General features: G+C 63.5%; 13 protein-coding genes. 12 read left to right on the forward strand and 1 reads right to left on the reverse strand.

Features of this window, described 5'->3' with window-relative positions; all coding sequences use genetic code 11:
- The first annotated feature begins 57 nt into the window (after positions 1 to 57).
- The 8 genes from PZH32_RS07235 (at position 58) to efp (ending at position 7517) form a co-directional block, all read left to right on the forward strand.
- Complete coding sequence (locus PZH32_RS07235) at positions 58 to 1206, forward strand: Xaa-Pro peptidase family protein (RefSeq protein WP_343074501.1); 1149 nt, start codon at positions 58 to 60, stop codon at positions 1204 to 1206.
- An 86-nt stretch (positions 1207 to 1292) separates the two neighbouring features.
- On the forward strand, positions 1293 to 1976 hold the full coding sequence (locus tag PZH32_RS07240; RefSeq protein WP_275207239.1) for a response regulator transcription factor: 684 nt from the start codon (positions 1293 to 1295) through the stop codon (positions 1974 to 1976).
- A 153-nt stretch (positions 1977 to 2129) separates the two neighbouring features.
- Complete coding sequence (locus PZH32_RS07245; RefSeq protein WP_275207240.1) at positions 2130 to 3128, forward strand: ABC transporter ATP-binding protein; 999 nt, start codon at positions 2130 to 2132, stop codon at positions 3126 to 3128.
- Positions 3112 to 3879, forward strand: a complete 768-nt coding sequence (locus PZH32_RS07250) for a hypothetical protein (protein ID WP_275207242.1) — start codon at positions 3112 to 3114, stop codon at positions 3877 to 3879. The genes PZH32_RS07245 and PZH32_RS07250 overlap by 17 nt, the downstream gene beginning before the upstream one ends.
- Positions 3880 to 3881: 2 nt before the next feature.
- Entirely contained in the window at positions 3882 to 4685 is an 804-nt protein-coding gene (locus tag PZH32_RS07255; RefSeq protein ID WP_275207244.1) for a hypothetical protein, read from the forward strand.
- A 2-nt stretch (positions 4686 to 4687) separates the two neighbouring features.
- Positions 4688 to 5737: a sensor histidine kinase gene (locus PZH32_RS07260; protein ID WP_275207246.1), complete on the forward strand. Its 1050-nt coding sequence runs from the start codon at positions 4688 to 4690 to the stop codon at positions 5735 to 5737.
- Between the two features lie 164 nt (positions 5738 to 5901).
- Positions 5902 to 6771, forward strand: a complete 870-nt coding sequence (locus PZH32_RS07265; protein WP_275207248.1) for a YczE/YyaS/YitT family protein — start codon at positions 5902 to 5904, stop codon at positions 6769 to 6771.
- Between the two features lie 182 nt (positions 6772 to 6953).
- Complete coding sequence (gene efp, locus PZH32_RS07270; RefSeq protein WP_275207249.1) at positions 6954 to 7517, forward strand: elongation factor P; 564 nt, start codon at positions 6954 to 6956, stop codon at positions 7515 to 7517.
- 169 nt (positions 7518 to 7686) lie between these two features.
- On the opposite strand, the gene PZH32_RS07275 is transcribed toward efp, so the two are convergent.
- Positions 7687 to 8568 (reverse strand): DegV family protein, encoded by an 882-nt coding sequence (locus PZH32_RS07275; protein WP_275207250.1) that lies wholly within the window; start codon positions 8566 to 8568, stop codon positions 7687 to 7689.
- 516 nt (positions 8569 to 9084) lie between these two features.
- Here PZH32_RS07275 and PZH32_RS07280 point away from each other — a divergent pair.
- The 4 genes from PZH32_RS07280 to accB all read left to right on the forward strand — a co-directional run bounded on the left by PZH32_RS07280 (position 9085) and on the right by accB (position 15093).
- Complete coding sequence (locus tag PZH32_RS07280; RefSeq protein ID WP_275207252.1) at positions 9085 to 9708, forward strand: cytochrome c3 family protein; 624 nt, start codon at positions 9085 to 9087, stop codon at positions 9706 to 9708.
- Positions 9698 to 11422 carry an FAD-dependent oxidoreductase gene (locus tag PZH32_RS07285; protein WP_275207254.1) on the forward strand — a complete coding sequence of 575 codons (1725 nt, stop codon included), beginning with the start codon at positions 9698 to 9700 and terminating at the stop codon, positions 11420 to 11422. Before PZH32_RS07280 ends, PZH32_RS07285 begins: the two co-directional genes overlap by 11 nt.
- Positions 11423 to 11634: 212 nt before the next feature.
- Positions 11635 to 13059 carry a helix-turn-helix transcriptional regulator gene (locus tag PZH32_RS07290; RefSeq protein ID WP_275207255.1) on the forward strand — a complete coding sequence of 475 codons (1425 nt, stop codon included), beginning with the start codon at positions 11635 to 11637 and terminating at the stop codon, positions 13057 to 13059.
- A 147-nt stretch (positions 13060 to 13206) separates the two neighbouring features.
- Positions 13207 to 15093, forward strand: a complete 1887-nt coding sequence (gene accB, locus PZH32_RS07295; protein ID WP_275207256.1) for an acetyl-CoA carboxylase biotin carboxyl carrier protein — start codon at positions 13207 to 13209, stop codon at positions 15091 to 15093.
- Positions 15094 to 15095 lie beyond the last annotated feature (2 nt).

A 15095-nucleotide genomic window follows, 5' to 3' on the forward strand; every position in this document is an offset into this window, starting at 1 on the left:
GAAACGTCGCTCTTGAGGGCCTGCGTAGTTTGCGAAACGAGAATCGGAGTCGATGCTATGACGGTGTACAACGAGCTTTACAATCCGGTGGCTTGCGAGTGGCATGTGGGGCAGCTGCTGCGCGCTTTGGCTCAGCTGCGCGACGGACGGCCGAGCCCCATGGTGGTGCGCGACACGTCCAACATCCATTGGATTACGGCCTTCGATGACGTTTTCGACGACGAGGCGGCCCATGCTCTGTACATCAGCGGCGACCGCGCGGTGCTTCACACCGATTCGCGTTACGCCACCGCCTGCGAAGAGGCGGCCCGTCGTTCGCCCATTCGCATCGATACTGCCCGCGAGAGCCACGCGGCTTTTGTGGCGCGCCAGTGGAACGGCTCGTGGCTGCACGGCATGCCCGAGGCCGAGCTGCAGGTAGAGGACACCATGACCTTGGCCGAGTATCGCGCGCTCCAGAAGGCCTTCCCCGCCGATTTCCCCATTGGCGAGACCGATGGCCTGGTGCTCAAGCTGCGCGCGGTGAAGGATCCCTACGAGGTGGCTCGCATGCGCGGGGCCCAGTCTATTACCGATGCGGCGTTTTCCCATATCATCCAATATATGAAGCCGGGTATGACCGAGCGACAGGTGCAGCTGGAACTGGAAGAGTTCATGCTGCGCCACGGGGCTCAGGGCCTGGCGTTCCCCTCCATTGTGGCCACGGGCGCCAACGGGGCGAGCCCCCATGCCATCCCCGGCGCCACCATGCTCGAGGCGGGGCAGTGCGTCGTTCTTGATTTCGGGGCGAAGTCCTACGGGTACTGCTCGGACATGACGCGCACGGTGTTCCTCGGCGAGCCCGAAGGCGAGATGCGTGCCGCCTGGGATACGCTGCGGGCGGCCAACGAGGCGGTGGAGGCTATGCTGGCGCCCGGCGTGACGGGCAAGGAAGCGCACGAGCTGGCGGAATCGGTGCTGGCCGAGGGTGGCTTCGCGGGACGTATGGGCCACGGCCTGGGTCATGGCGTCGGTCTCGATATCCACGAGGAGCCCGTGCTGGCGCCGCGCAACGAGCAGCCGCTGGTAGCAGGCAACGTGGTCACCGTGGAGCCGGGCATCTACCTGCCGGGCAAGTTCGGCATGCGCTTGGAAGACTTCGGCGTCATCACCGACGACGGCTTCGACGTATTCACCAAGAGCACCCACGAGATGGTAGTGATCTAGCCTACGCCGAAGGCCGTCTCATTCGGGGGCGTCGCTGCCAAATTTCCGCAGAAGAGAGAAGGTGCGCTGTGATAAAAGGCCTGCGCATGCTGGTCGTAGAAGATGACGCGGCCATCAACAAGGTGGTGTGCTCCTATCTGGAAAAGCGGGGTGCCGCCTGTACGGCGGCCTTTTCGGGTACCGAGGGACTGTTGCGGCTGGAGGGCGGCGACTTCGACTTGCTGATTACCGATCTCATGTTGCCGGGAGCCGCTGGTGAGGATGTGGTGGCCGCGGCGGTGGCCGCTCGGTTGCCGGTGATCGTGCTTTCTGCTCGCGCCACTGTGGCCGATCGTGTGGACTTGCTGCAGTTGGGTGCTGATGACTATTTGGTAAAACCGTTCGACCTGGAAGAGCTGGACGCCCGCATTGAGGCGGTGCTGCGCCGTTATGACGCTCATGCGGGAGGGGAGGAGCGTGCAGAGCATGCCGTGCTTCGCTATGGGTCGTGGGTGCTCGATCCGGCAGCGCGGACGTTTGTGGCGGCCGGCGCTTCGGTGTATCTGACGCCGACGGAATTCGCCATGGTGGAGGCACTGATGGCCGAGCCGGCGCGCGTGCATACCAAGCGGAACCTTTCGACGGCAGCGGCTGGCAGTGAGGTCGCGCTGGAGGACAAGGCCGTGGCTACCCATATCGGCAACATTCGCGCGAAGCTGCGCACGGCGCAGGTCCAGGACCTTATCGAGACGGTGTGGGGAGTGGGGTTCAAGCTGCAAGACCTGAGCTAGATCGAGTGCGAGAAAGCCAACTGAGCCGCAGCGGGACAGCCCCGAGGCAGTCGACCGTCTCATCTTGTCAGAATCTTGGCATTTCCTCGGCGGTTCCTGGAAGGTTGGTTGCTATGCTGGACGAAAGCGGTTGCATCGCGGAAAGGACAGCTTGTGGTGGCTTTGACATGCGAAAACCTCTCTCGTTCCTTCTGGGGGAAACTTGTTGTCGATGGGGTCTCGCTGACTCTGGCTCCGGGCGAAATCTATGGCTTGGTTGGTCGCAACGGGGCGGGCAAGTCGACGTTGCTAAAAATGCTGGCAGGATATCTGGCGCCCTCATCGGGCAGGGTGAAAATTTGCGGCGAAGTCCTGGGTCCCTGTCAGACAAGTGCTCACCTCGGCTGCCTCATCGAGCAGCCGGCGGTGAACCCTTCGCTCTCCGCCTTTCAGAACGTGATGGTACGCGCGTTGGCCCAGGGTCTTCCCAATGCGAAGGAGGCAACGGCCGAGGTGGTGCGAGCCGTGGGCCTCGATCCTGCCCTGCGCGATCGTGCCGGGCGTTTCTCTCTGGGTATGAAGCAGCGGCTGGGCTTGGCGCTGGCACTGGTGGGGGAGCCCCAGGTGCTGCTTCTGGACGAGCCGTTTAACGGCCTTGATCCCGAAGGGGTGTGCCTGGTGCGCGAGCTGCTGGTGAATCTGGCTGAAACGCGGCAGGTGGCGGTGCTCATCAGCTCGCACGTGCTGGATCAGCTAGACCGTATGGCCACCCGCTACGGCGTTATTCGCGAGGGACGGCTCGTCTGCGAGGTAACGACCGATCAGGTGGCCGCGGAGTGCACGGACTACCTGTGCGTGGAAACCCCCGACGCGCCCCGCGCCCTGGCAGTGCTTCAGCAGCGCTGGCCCGCCGTGGCATTCACCGTCATGCCCGACGACGCCATTCGCGTCGGCGCCAGAGGGGCCTCAGAAACGGCCCCCGCCGTCGCTGGTATGGAGGCACCCACGGCCGAAGAGGTGGGCCGCGTCCTTCTGGAAGCGAATGTGTCCGTGAGCGGCCTGTATACCCACAGCCGCGATATCGAGGAGTACTTCGTCGCCCTCATGGGCGGTACCGCTCCTGTGCGCGAAGAAGGCAAGGAAGGCCGCGAAGGCGGTGGGGGCAATGCTTAGGGTGCTCCGCGCCGACGCTTACCGGCTGCTCCACAGTCGGCTGTGGTGGATTCTTGTGGCGGGTTTGGCGCTCTATGCCTTTGAGGGCTCGAACTATTTTGCGTCGGGATGGTACTCGGAGGGCGTGGCGACCTTCGCCGAAGCCGCGCGTCGGCACGAGGTGCTCGAGCTGGCTATGGCGCTCCTGCCCATTTGGTTCGCCTGGTTTTTCGGCTCCGATCTGACGAACCGCACGATGCGAAATGTGCTGGTGGACGCCAAGGGACGCCGCTCCTATGTCCTGGCGGCGGCCGTGCTTGTTTTCGGCGCGATCGTTGCCGTGATGGTAGCGCTCAGTGTGATTCTGGCACTTAATCTGTTTCGTCTCGGATTCACGTTCTCTTCAGAAGGCGCTGCTACGTTCGCTCAGCGCCTGGGGGCGCTCGCGGTTTTCGCGACGGCCTATGCGCTGGTGGCGATGGCCCTTACCGTGATAGCCAGCAAAAATGCCGCCACCTGGGGAATTGCCGGTGCGGCGCTGCTTACCTCCACGGTGCTCTTCTCGTTTGCCCGCGTGGCGGCGTTTTACCTGCCGGCGCCTCTTGATCGGATAGCCGATGAAATGCTGACGACGTATTCCTTGTCCGGGATGGCTAGCACCCTCGAAGGAACGGGCGTCGTCCAGCCGTGGTGGTTTGTCCAAGCAGCGCTCATAGCTCTTTTGGGCGTTCTCGTCTGCTCCCTGATTCTGCGACGAAAGGAGCTGAGGTAGTCATGCTGAACATTCTGCACGCCCAGCTGTATCGGTTGGTGCGATCTGTGACGTTCTGGGGATTTCTGGCCTTGGCGGTTTTTATCGCCTTCGTCATAGGCCGCTCGGCTTGCGAGAGCGCGCTCGCGGGCGGCTCTCTCTTTGGGCTGCCCGTTATGGGCTACTCCTCTGATTCGCCTTCGTCAGGGCGCTTGTGGATAGAGGGAGTGCTCGTGCTCGACCAGGGAAGGGCTCCGTTCTATCTGGCTCTCTTTACTTCGTGGGTTGTGACGGTGCTGTATGCTGATGACGTGCAGCAGGGCGGCCTACGATCGCTCTTGGTGGGACCGCACTCCCGTTGGCAGTATGTGCTGGCCATGACGGCGCTGGTGGTCATAGTGGCGATAGCCCTTGTGGCGGCAGTTTTGGCGGCGACAGCAGCGGCGATCTTCTCGTTCCCCACCCTGAACCTGGGGTTTAACGGGGGACGACTGGTTTGCTGGATGCTCGTGGTGATCCTGGTTTCCGTGTTTTGCGCCATGGCAACGTTTGCGGTACTGGTAGCCACGGGGCGCAAGGCAGTGGCGGTGCTCTTCGCCGCTTTATTATGCGGGTGCGTTTTTGACAGCGGGCTGTTCGCGTTGGCCGCGATGGTGGGCGGTGAAGGAGCCCTGAGCGAACCGCTTTCCTGGCTGCCCCTGCAAGTTGTCGGGCGCATGTGCGAAAGCGGGACGGCGCCGGATGCGGGAGATATGGCGGCCTCGATGCTGTTTGCGGTAGCAGCGGCGGCTTTCAGCTGGCTGGCGATGCGGCGAAAGAGGGTTTAACGATGATCGTGCTGGTGGCGTTGTGCCTGCTGCTGACTGCGGCTTTGGTGGCGGTGGTGTGGCTAAGCGGGCGGCAGCTGCGGGCCATGGAGCGACTTCTGCTGGCGCGGGGGCACGGGCGGTCGGGAAAGGTGCGCCTGACGTTTCCGACGCCAGCGGCCCAAGCGCTGGCATTGCAGGTGAACGCGTTGATCGACGAGGCAGATGGAGCGCGGCGCGCGGCCGATGCCGAGCGCCAGGAACTGCAGCGGAACCTGGCTTCGTTCTCTCACGACGTGCGTACCCCGCTCACCGGAGCTCAGGGCTACTTGCAGCTGTATAAACTGGCCGAAAGCGATGCCGAGCGCAACGAATGCGTAGCGGCTGCTACCGAGCGGTTGGGAGTCATGCGCGGCTTGGTGGATCAGCTGTTCGAGTTCGCCAAAATCGACGAGGGCGCGCAGGAGTTGCCGCGCGAAGAGGTGGATCTGGGCGCCGTGGTGGCCGAGGCGCTGGGGGCGCGCTACCCGTCGTTCGTCGAGCGTGGCTGGGAGCCAGCGGTGCGGTTGCCCGAGTGCGCCGTGATGGTACGGGCCAACGGCGAGGCGCTGGGTCGTCTGGTGGGAAACCTGCTCGACAACTGCCTACGTCACGGCAGCGGAGCCCCATGCGTTGAGCTGCGGATTGGCGCGGAAAGGGAAGAGGCGCCGGGCAGCAAAGGGTCGAGGGCGTTGGAGGCGAAGGCGCCGACCGGTAAGGAGCCGCTGGCGCGGGATTCGAGAGCGCCCGAGCCGGTCAGCCCCGATGCCCCCGCTGCAGGCACGATTGATTCGGGGCGCACGCATTCTGGCAACGGGGCTGGTTTCGAGCTTGTGGTTTCCAATCCCGCCGATCGTCTGGACTCCCTCGACATCGCTCGCGTCTTCGACCGCTTCTACCGCGGAGACGGCGCTCGCCAAGCTGGCGGCAGCGGCCTGGGCCTGGCTATCGCCTTCGAGCTGGCGCAGGCTATGGGTCTGCAGCTGACGGCTGAAGCCGAAGCTGAGCGGTTTGTCATGAGGCTTGAGGGTTGAGGCTTCCTGCAGTTCACTGGTCGCTCTGGTGGGGTTAGCGGAGGCTGACTTTCCGCAAGTCGGCGGTTTGCCCGTCCTCGCGTAAATCGACGCGCCGTCTTTTTCTCGCAGTGCTATAACTGAAGAGACGCAACCGACGAGTGAGCCGAGAGGACGGTGAGACAATGACGGTACGGCCAGAGAATCGCGGGAATGAGATTCGGGTCAAGGGCAAGTCCATGGGGCGCGAGCGCTCGGGCGCAACCACGCCGTCGCAGTCTGTCTCGACCGTCGGCGAGGATCCTGACGAACGCGGCGCATCGCGCGCAACGCCTTCGAGCCCTCGCCTCACTTTGTACCTGATAGGCCGCGTGGCGCTCATGCTGGCGGGCATTGCCGTCATGGCCCTGGGCATCGATGTCATCGTGAAGGCTAACTTGGGCAATTCGCCCATTTCCGCCACGCCCAACGTGCTGAGCTTGGCGTTTCCCGCCATCAGTTTCGGTACGTTCATGCTGGGATGGCAGTGCTTTCTGGTGCTGGTTCAAGTGGCTATTTTGCGCAAGGACTTCCGCCCCGTGGACCTGCTGCAAATTCCCATTTCGGTATTTTTCGGCGTTTGCATCGATGTCTTTATGGCGTGGCTGGGCGATGCGGCCCCGGCAAGCTATGGGGTCTCGTGGCTGTGGATTGTGGTCGGTATGGCCATTCTTGCTCTGGGCATTGTGATGACCGTCGTGTCGGGCACGGTAATGAATTGCGGCGAGGCGGTGGTTCAGGCGGTGGTCACCAAGACGGGCATCCGTTTCGGCACGGGGAAGGTGTGCTTCGATCTTTCCTGTGCGGCTTTGGCCATCATCTGCAGTTTCGCCTTCATGGGTCATTTGGCTGGCGTGCGCGAAGGCACCATCGTGTGCGCGGCTTGCACCGGCCTTATCGTGAACGCCTACATGGCCGTCTACGGCAAAGTGCGCGCCCTAGTTGCGGCGCGGCGCGGCCTGGTGGAGGATGAGCCGGTTCCGCTGCTGGCCGCCGAGGAAGAGGGCGCGGCGTAGTCTCGCTTGCGGTGCTTCTGCCGAGCGGCTGGGGGAGCGACCGCCTTTTGCCCTTCGACCGTGGACTTCTTGCGGCTGGCTTTGCGCAGAAGGCCTGGGGCGGCTATAATAAACCAGTTTGTGAATCAGGCGCGGTGCGAGCAGCGAAGAGGCTCTGCCGCGTGCAATGAAAGGAAGCATTCGTGGCAAGCATTTCTACCGCCGATTTCAAGAACGGCATGTGCATCATCAACAACGGCAAGATGTGCACCATCGTGGAGTTCCAGCATGTGAAGCCGGGCAAGGGCGGCGCGTTCGTGCGCACCAAGCTGAAGGACATCAAGACCGGTCGCGTGGTTGACTACACCTTCAACTCCGGCACGAAGTTCGACTCCGTGCGTCTGGAGACGAAGAAGATGCAGTATCTGTACAACGACGGTGCCGACTATTACTTCATGGACAACGACACCTACGAGCAGATGGCCATCCCCACCGACACCGTGGGTGCCGCCACTGACTGGCTGAAGGAGAACGACGAGGCCACGCTGCTCTACGCTGGCGACGAGCTCATCAGCTTGGAGCCCCAGATGTTCGTGGAGCTGGAAGTTACCCACACCGAGCCGGGCTTCAAGGGCGACACCGCCACCAACACCACCAAGCCGGCCACCCTGGAGACGGGCAAGGAGCTGCAGGTGCCCACGTTCATCGAGATCGGCGACGTGCTGCAGATCGACACCCGCGACGGCCGCTTCATCAAGCGCGTCTAAATGTTCCGCCGTTGCTGACGCAACGACGTTTACGCCGATGCTGCGGCTCCGACAGGCACCTGTCGAACCCTCGCTGACTTCCTTGGGCGAACCTGCGAGGCTCTTTAAAGAAAAAGAGAGGATCTTTCGGGATCCTCTCTTTGCGTTTGGACTCATTTGCTTTCTCGGCCTACTCTCGGGCGAAGAAGGCGAAGGCGACGCCGCCGGGGCCGACATGGGTGCCGATGACGGCGCCTACAAGGCTGAGGGGCAGGTCGGCGGGCAGGGCAGCGTCGTCGCGCTCGGCCTCTTCAGCCGCTGCGGCTTGGGCGAGGGTGTCCTCGATGTACTTGCGCGCCGCCTTGTCGGACAAGCCCGAGTAGGCCACCCAAATGGGGCGGGTGAAGTCGATGCCGCCGGCCTCGTTGATTTTCTGGAACACCATGTTCTTGGCCTGCTTGGAGCCGCGGGCCTTGCCGGCTACCACCACCTCGCCGTCTTCCACGGTGACGACGGGCTTGATGGACAGGAGGCCGCCCACCATGGCGGCGGCTCCGGAAATGCGGCCGCCCTTGCGCAGGTATTCCAGCGTATCGAGCGAGGCGACCAAGCGGATGTCGTTCTTCTCCTGGTCGAGGCAGTAGGCGATATCGGCGGCGGCCAGACCCTCGTCGCGCAGGGCCCAGGCGCGCTCCGCCAAAATGCGCTCGCCGACGGTGGCGTTCAGGCTGTCCACCACGAAAACCGATTCTTTGAACGGAGCCGCGGCAATGCAAGCGCTTTGGTAAGTGCCCGAAAGGCGGCTGGACAGCGTGATGCAGACGACAGTGTCGCCGGCTTCCACGGCTTCGGCGAACAGGTCCTGGAATACCATCGGGGGGATTTGGCTGGTGCGAGGCAGTTCGTCGCTTTCTACCAAGCGCTCGAAGAACTCCGTGCGGCTGAGGTCGACCCCTTCGGCGAACTCTTCCTCGCCGAAGCTGATAGTCATGGGGATGATGGTGATGTCGTGCTCGGCGGCGTACTCGGTTTCCATGTCCGCCGACGAATCCACGATAATGCGAACGCTCACGCTAGCCTCCTGATTGCGGGGCGCCGATGTCGCGCGGACCATGCTGCCACTTTTCGACTCGGCGTTCAAATCTTTCCCAGTATTCTATCGTGCAACCGTCCGCCTGCCATCGGTGCCGCGCAAAAGCAGTCTGCGAATTCATAAATAAAGGAGCAAACGGGTCATTGACAAAGGTGCGCCGCCGTGGCCGCTGGGCACTTTCGGACGCGGTGTTGTGGGAAGCCGCGCGCCCTGGCTTGGGCGTCCAGGCACCAGGGTGCTCGGCGTTGGCGCGGTTGGGCGCCAGGGGTTGCTCGGCGTTGGGGCGGCTGAGCGTTGGGGGTTGGAGCGCCAGGGTGCTCGACCGCCCGGACGCTAGGGTGGTCGGCCGTTGGGCTAATAGGTCATGTGGCTTATAACCCCCAGTCTACCTGGGTAAACGCAAAGTTTACCCCAGCGGGGTAATAGCTTTTGGCAACGTTCGGGCGCACAATCGCGGTGTTCTTTCTCAACGAACAAGGAAGGGAGGATTGAGAAATGAGCATCGACGAGGAAAAGGGGACGGCGGCTGGTGCCCCTGGCGTGCCGGCCCCCAAGAAGCCGCGCCGCAAAGGATGGATCGTCGCCGGCGTGGTGGTGGCCATCATTATTGTGGCGGGTGCGGGCTTCTGGGTCTGGCATGAGCAGCCCAGCTTCTGCAACGCTATCTGCCACAGCCCCATGGACTACTACGTGGAAACCTACGAATCCGACAACCCGCAGCTGGGCGTAACGGCCCACGCTGAGGCGGACGAGAGCTGCCTGAACTGCCACACGGCCGAGCTGACCACTCAGATCTCCGAGGTGATGGCCTGGGTGTCCGACAACTATCCCATGACCGATGACGGCACCATGCTGGCCACGGGCAAGCAGTTCGCCGCCGAGGAGTTCTGCGCCCGCTCCGAGTGCCATCATGCCCTGGGCACGAGCTTCGACGAGATTACGGCGGGGCTCTGGGGTTTCGAGGGCAACGATGAGAAGTACAACCCCCATGCCAGCCATCAGGATTTGGCCCTGGAGTGCGGCGATTGCCACAAGATCCACGAGAACCAGGTGCTCATGTGCAACGAGTGCCACGACTTGACCATGCCCGAAGGATGGGAGGCCCCCAATGCAGAATAACGTCTCTCGCCGCAACTTCTTCAAAGGCGCCGGTGTGGCCGCCCTGGGTGCCCTGGCAGCGGGCTCGCTGTCCGGCTGCGGCCACGGCTACGCGGCCGCTACGCCCAACAACCCCAGTACCGGCGACTTCGGCGGCCCCTCGTGGCTGGGCGCTCCGCCCGAGATCCTGGAGTCCGACATTACCGAGACCCTGGACACCGAAGTGCTGGTGGTGGGTATCGGCACCGGCGGTATTCCCGCGATGATCTCGGCTGCCGAGAACGGCGCGAAGGTGCTCGGCATTGACCGCCAGGGCACGCCGAAGAACGTCCGCGAGGACATCGGCGCCATCGACTCGCGTCTTCAGAAGGCCTCGTTCGACGAGTTCCCCGAGTTCAAAATTGACAAGAAGGAAGCCATCGAGGACATTGTGCGCTACGCCAACGGCTTTGTGAACTACGACGTGGTGAAGCTGTGGGCCAACGAGTCCGGCGCTATGGTGGACTGGCTCACCGATATCATCGAGCGCGATGGAAAGCTGGTCATGGAGTTCGAGGGCGGCGTGGGCGACACCTCCGACCCCGGCCGCGACAAGGCCTATGCCACGGGTCACAGCCCTCAGTTGACCGATGCCGTGGCCGAGGATGAGGAATGGGGCTTCGCCGAGTCCATCCTGGCCTATGCGGCGGAGCAGGGTGCCGAGGTGCGCTGGTTCACCGAGTTCATCAAGTGCGAGCAGGACGAGAACGGCCGCGTGACCGGCGTTATCGCCCGCGACGTAAAGAACGACCGCCACTATATTCGCATCAATGCCAGCAAGGGCGTCATCCTCTCCACCGGCGGCTACGGCAACAACCTGGAGATGATGGAGGACCGCCAGGCCTGGAACCAGAAGATCCGCATTGCGGCTCCGGGATCGGGCGGCAATCCGACGGGCGACGGCATCAAAGCCTGCCTCTGGATGGGCGCCACCATGGATCCGCTGGGCGCCGCCGTCACCTTCAACCGCGCCTGCGTCAAACCCGACCAGACCGCCGGCGACGGCGTGCTCGGACGCTGGTTCTGGTTCGGCGAGCAGCCCTTCCTGAAGCTGAACCTCAAGGGCGAGCGCTTCTGCAACGAGTCGGGTCCCTATGACTACATGTTGCACTCCACCATCATGCAGCCTCAGCAAACCTATGTGGACATTTGGGACGCGAACCACGCGGCCCAGGCCGAGGCCATGGACGAGGTAGGCTGCTGCCGCCTGTTCCCGTTCCCCAACGGGGCGAAGAACAACATCCCCATGCAGGTGGTGGACGGCATGATCGACAAGCTCATCGAGGACGGCTACGTGCAGAAGGCCGACACCATGGAGGAGCTGGCCGAGAAGCTGAACCTGCCCGTGGAGACCACGGTGGCCTCGTGGAAGCACTACAACGAGATGGCGAAGGCCGGCGAGGACACCGACTACTTCAAGGAGAAGCACCGTCTGATGGCCATCGATACGCCGCCGTACTACGGCGTGCGCACCGGGGCCTGGTTCCTGGCCACGATCGACGGCATCACCATCGACACGAACATGCATCCCTGCGACGAGAACGGCGATCCCATCCAGGGCATCTATCTGACTGGCAACGACTCGGGTGGTTTCTTCAGCGTAAGCTATCCGAATTTGATGACTGGCCTTGCCTGCGGTCGCACCATGACCTTTGGTCGTCGCGCCGGCATGCTGGCCGCCACGGGCCAGGCCTAGGTTCGGCCTGGACACGCCGCGCTCCGCGCCGCCGGCTGAAATGCGGGCGGCGAGCGGATTCAGCCGCCTTGGGCAAGCGGGCCTAAGGACTGCCTCTTGCACGCCCGGCGCGATCCCTTCCTCGCGCTGGCGCAACGAAAACCCCTGGTCTTTGCCGAGGCCGGGGGTTTTCACGTACAATGGATCAACGGAGTGAAGGGGAGGGTGCGCTCATGGAAATGCAAGCTGCGCAAAGTTCGAGGGCGCTCGTCCTGCGGGCGCTGGTGGCCTATGGGGCGCTGCTGTGCTCCACCTCGCTTATGAACGCCTCGGTGTTCCCCCAGTTCGATGCGGTGCTCATGTTCGCTCGCGATATCTCCGTTACCTGCGGTGCTTTGGCTTTTCTGGTCATAGGGGTCCTGGCTTGGCGATCGCCCTCGCGGCTTCGCCCCCGGCATTTTCTGGCTCTGATGCTGGGATGCTTGGTGGGAGGCGGAATCCTGCTGGCGGCCGGCCTGGCACTTGCTTCTCCCGTGCTGCTTACCGTGGGTGCGAGCCTGGTGGCCTGCGGTCGGGCCTGCGTTACGGTGACGGTGGGCCTGGTGCTGGCAACGCTGAGCGGCTGGGCGGCCGCTGCGGTTATCGCTGCGGCATGCTCTCTCCAGATGGTGGGGGCGCCCTGGTTCTCCTTGCTGGCGCCCGCCGTGGGCACGGCGGCTTACCTTGTCCTTCCCCTGGTGGCCCTGAGCCTGTCAGCAAAGCGCGCCGAGGGCTTTCTGCAGAAAGGGGCGACCCACGTGCCCCCGGCCGATTTGGCCGTGACGCGCCCCACCTCGTTCTTGGCGCCTTTTTCGGCCCTGTTCATCTGCTTGTTCCTGTTCCAGGTGGCCTTCGGCTTCGCCCTGCGCTTCGATGAGGTAGCAGGGGCTCCGCGCCTGTCGGAGGCGTCGGCGCTGCCCGTGGTGCTGGTGCTGGCCTACGTCCTTGTCAAGCGACGTCCCTTTTCGGCCGATGTGCTGGTGTCGCTTTCGGCTCTGGCCGTGATCGGCGGCTTTCTGCTGGCCACCCGCACGGAGCCCTCGGTGCTGTGGGGCGATGTGACCCTGCTGAACGCCGGCAACAGCCTGTTTGCCATAACGGCGCAGCTGGCGCTGGTGGCCATTGCCGCACGCAATCCGCTGGGCGCAGCCACAGTCATCGCCTGGGGCAATGGCGCCTCATCGGTAGGATCGCTCGTGGGTGCGGCGGCCGGTATGGTGGCCAACGGCTGGGTGGTGGCCGACCCCCAGCTGCGCTTCGCCATTCCCGCGGCGCTGCTGCTGGTCTTTGCGGGCTATGTCATCCTGGGCCTGCGGAAGTTCACGTTCAAGGCAGTCATCGAGGGCGTGGTCCCGGTGGGGGAGCAGCAGGCCGCCCAAGCCCCCGAAGAGGTGTTCCAGCATCGTTGCGAGGCGGTGGCCTCCCGTCACGGGCTGACTCCGCGCGAGGCCGAGGTGTTCGCCATGCTGGCCCGCGGCCGCGATCGCGCCTACATCGAGGAGGCGCTGGTGGTTTCGCGCAATACGGTCAAGGCGCACGTCAAGCACATCTATGCGAAGCTGGGCATCCATTCCCACCAGGAGCTCATCGACCTTATCGAGAGCGAGGTAGTCGGCTGATCGGGAAACGCCCCGCAGCTACCCTCCGCCGTTTCCTTGATGTTTCTTGTCGGCAAATTGATCCTTCAGCATCATGACCATGGTAGGCATCTCCTATAATTCCAAACTTGACCTTTGACTAACTTATGAACGAGGAGGTGTGAGTTCATGCCACGGCTTCAGATCATGGATACCACGATCCGCGATGGCCAGCAGAGCCTCTGGGCCACCCGCATGCAGATCGGCGACATGCTGCCGATCCTGCCGAAGATGGACCGCGTCGGCTACTGGGCTATCGAGGCATGGGGCGGAGCTACCTTCGACTCCTGCCTGCGCTTCTTGGACGAGAATCCCTGGGAGCGCCTGCGTGCCATCAAGGCGAACACGCCCAACACCCCCCTTGCCATGCTCTCGCGCGGCCAGAACCTGGTGGGCTACAAGCACTACTCCAAGGACATCGTCCATCGCTTCATCCATGCGGCGCACCGCAACGGCATTGAAGTGTTCCGCGTGTTCGACGCGCTGAACGACATCCGCAACGTCGTGGACAACGCCGAGGCCATCAAGGAGTGCGGCGGCCTGTTCGAGGGCGCCATCTCCTACACCATCTCCCCGGTGCACACACTGGACTCCTTCCTCGAGTACGGCCAGCAGCTGAAGGACCTGGGCGCCGACACCATTGCCATCAAGGACATGGCCGGCATGCTCACGCCCTACCGCGCCGAGCGCATGGTGAAGGCCTTCAACGAGGAAATCGGCCTGCCGGTGCACATTCACTGCCACTATGTCGGCGGCATGGCCCCGGCCAACATCATCAAGGCAGCTGAAGCCGGCGTGGCCATTGCCGACACGGCTCACGCGCCTTTGGCCTTCGGTAACTCGCATCCGGCGGTGGAAATGATCGTGGCCGCTTTGAAGGAAAGCCGCTACGACACCGACCTCGATCTTGACTTGCTGTTCGAGATTTCCGAGTACTGGGAGGAAATGCGCAAGCGCGGCCACTACAAGCGCGGCGTGTCCTCGCTCATGCACATGAAGGTGTACTCGCACCAGGTGCCTGGCGGCATGATGAGCAACCTCGTCAGCCAGCTGGAGGTGCAGAAGGCCACCGACCGTCTGCCCGAGGTTATGGCGGAAATTCCGAAGGTGCGCGCCGAGGTGGGCTACCCGCCGCTGGTTACCCCGCTGTCCCAGATCGTGGGCACCCAGGCCGTGTTCAACGTGCTTACCGGCAAGCGCTGGAGCGTCATTTCCAAGGAAATGAAAGACTACGTGTGCGGCTACTACGGCAAGGCGCCGGGCAACATGGACAAGGAAATTGTGGCGAAGGTGGCCGGCGATGCCGAGATCCTCGACCCGTCCATTGCCCCGGGCAAGCTGGTCACCACCACCTACGACGAGATGGCCGAGGAAATTGGCGATCTGGCCCAAAGCGAAGAGGACGTGCTCATGTACGCCCTGTTCCCCAACGAGGCCCGTACCTATTTGAGCAAGCACCGTGTATCCGAGAAGGTCGATTTCATGCTGGAGCAGGAGTCCAGCGCCACCAAGGAGGACGATTACGTGGATATCAATCAGATTCGCGAACTGGTTCGCGTCGCCGAGGAAAGCGGCGTCGGTGAGATTGTCGTCGAGGAAGAGGGCATGCGCATTGCCGTTCGCATGCCAGGTCAGGGCGCTCCCGTAGCGGCCGCTCCGGCTGCCCCGCAGGCCCAGGCCGTGCCCGCTGCTCCCGCTCCGGCCGCGGCTCCCGCTGCCGCCGACGACGGTGCCAGCCGTCCGGCCACCTGGGTGCCGGTGACGGCTCCCATGGTGGGCACCTACTACGAGGCTCCGGCGCCCGGCGAGCCGCCCTTCGTGAAGATGGGCGATGAGGTGGCCGCCAACGAGACGCTCTGCATCGTGGAGGCCATGAAGCTCATGAACGAGATCACCGCCGAGGAAATGGGCACGGTGCGCGAGGTGTGCCTGTCCGACGCCACGCCGGTCGAGTTCGGCACGGTGCTCTTCTACATCGAGCCCCACGAGCCCGTCCAGACCCTCCCGGAGAACTAATT

Source organism: Adlercreutzia equolifaciens, assembly GCF_029076695.1.
Taxonomy (GTDB): Bacteria; Actinomycetota; Coriobacteriia; order Coriobacteriales; family Eggerthellaceae; genus Adlercreutzia; species Adlercreutzia equolifaciens_A.

Coding starts and splice junctions, on each gene's coding strand:
- PZH32_RS07235 (WP_343074501.1), top strand. CDS start 58: ATGACGGTGTACAACGAGCTTTACAATCCGGTGGCTTGCGAGTGGCAT.
- PZH32_RS07240 (WP_275207239.1), top strand. CDS start 1,293: ATGCTGGTCGTAGAAGATGACGCGGCCATCAACAAGGTGGTGTGCTCC.
- PZH32_RS07255 (WP_275207244.1), top strand. CDS start 3,882: ATGCTGAACATTCTGCACGCCCAGCTGTATCGGTTGGTGCGATCTGTG.
- PZH32_RS07260 (WP_275207246.1), top strand. CDS start 4,688: ATGATCGTGCTGGTGGCGTTGTGCCTGCTGCTGACTGCGGCTTTGGTG.
- PZH32_RS07265 (WP_275207248.1), top strand. CDS start 5,902: ATGACGGTACGGCCAGAGAATCGCGGGAATGAGATTCGGGTCAAGGGC.
- PZH32_RS07280 (WP_275207252.1), top strand. CDS start 9,085: ATGAGCATCGACGAGGAAAAGGGGACGGCGGCTGGTGCCCCTGGCGTG.
- PZH32_RS07285 (WP_275207254.1), top strand. CDS start 9,698: ATGCAGAATAACGTCTCTCGCCGCAACTTCTTCAAAGGCGCCGGTGTG.
- PZH32_RS07290 (WP_275207255.1), top strand. CDS start 11,635: ATGGAAATGCAAGCTGCGCAAAGTTCGAGGGCGCTCGTCCTGCGGGCG.
- accB (WP_275207256.1), top strand. CDS start 13,207: ATGCCACGGCTTCAGATCATGGATACCACGATCCGCGATGGCCAGCAG.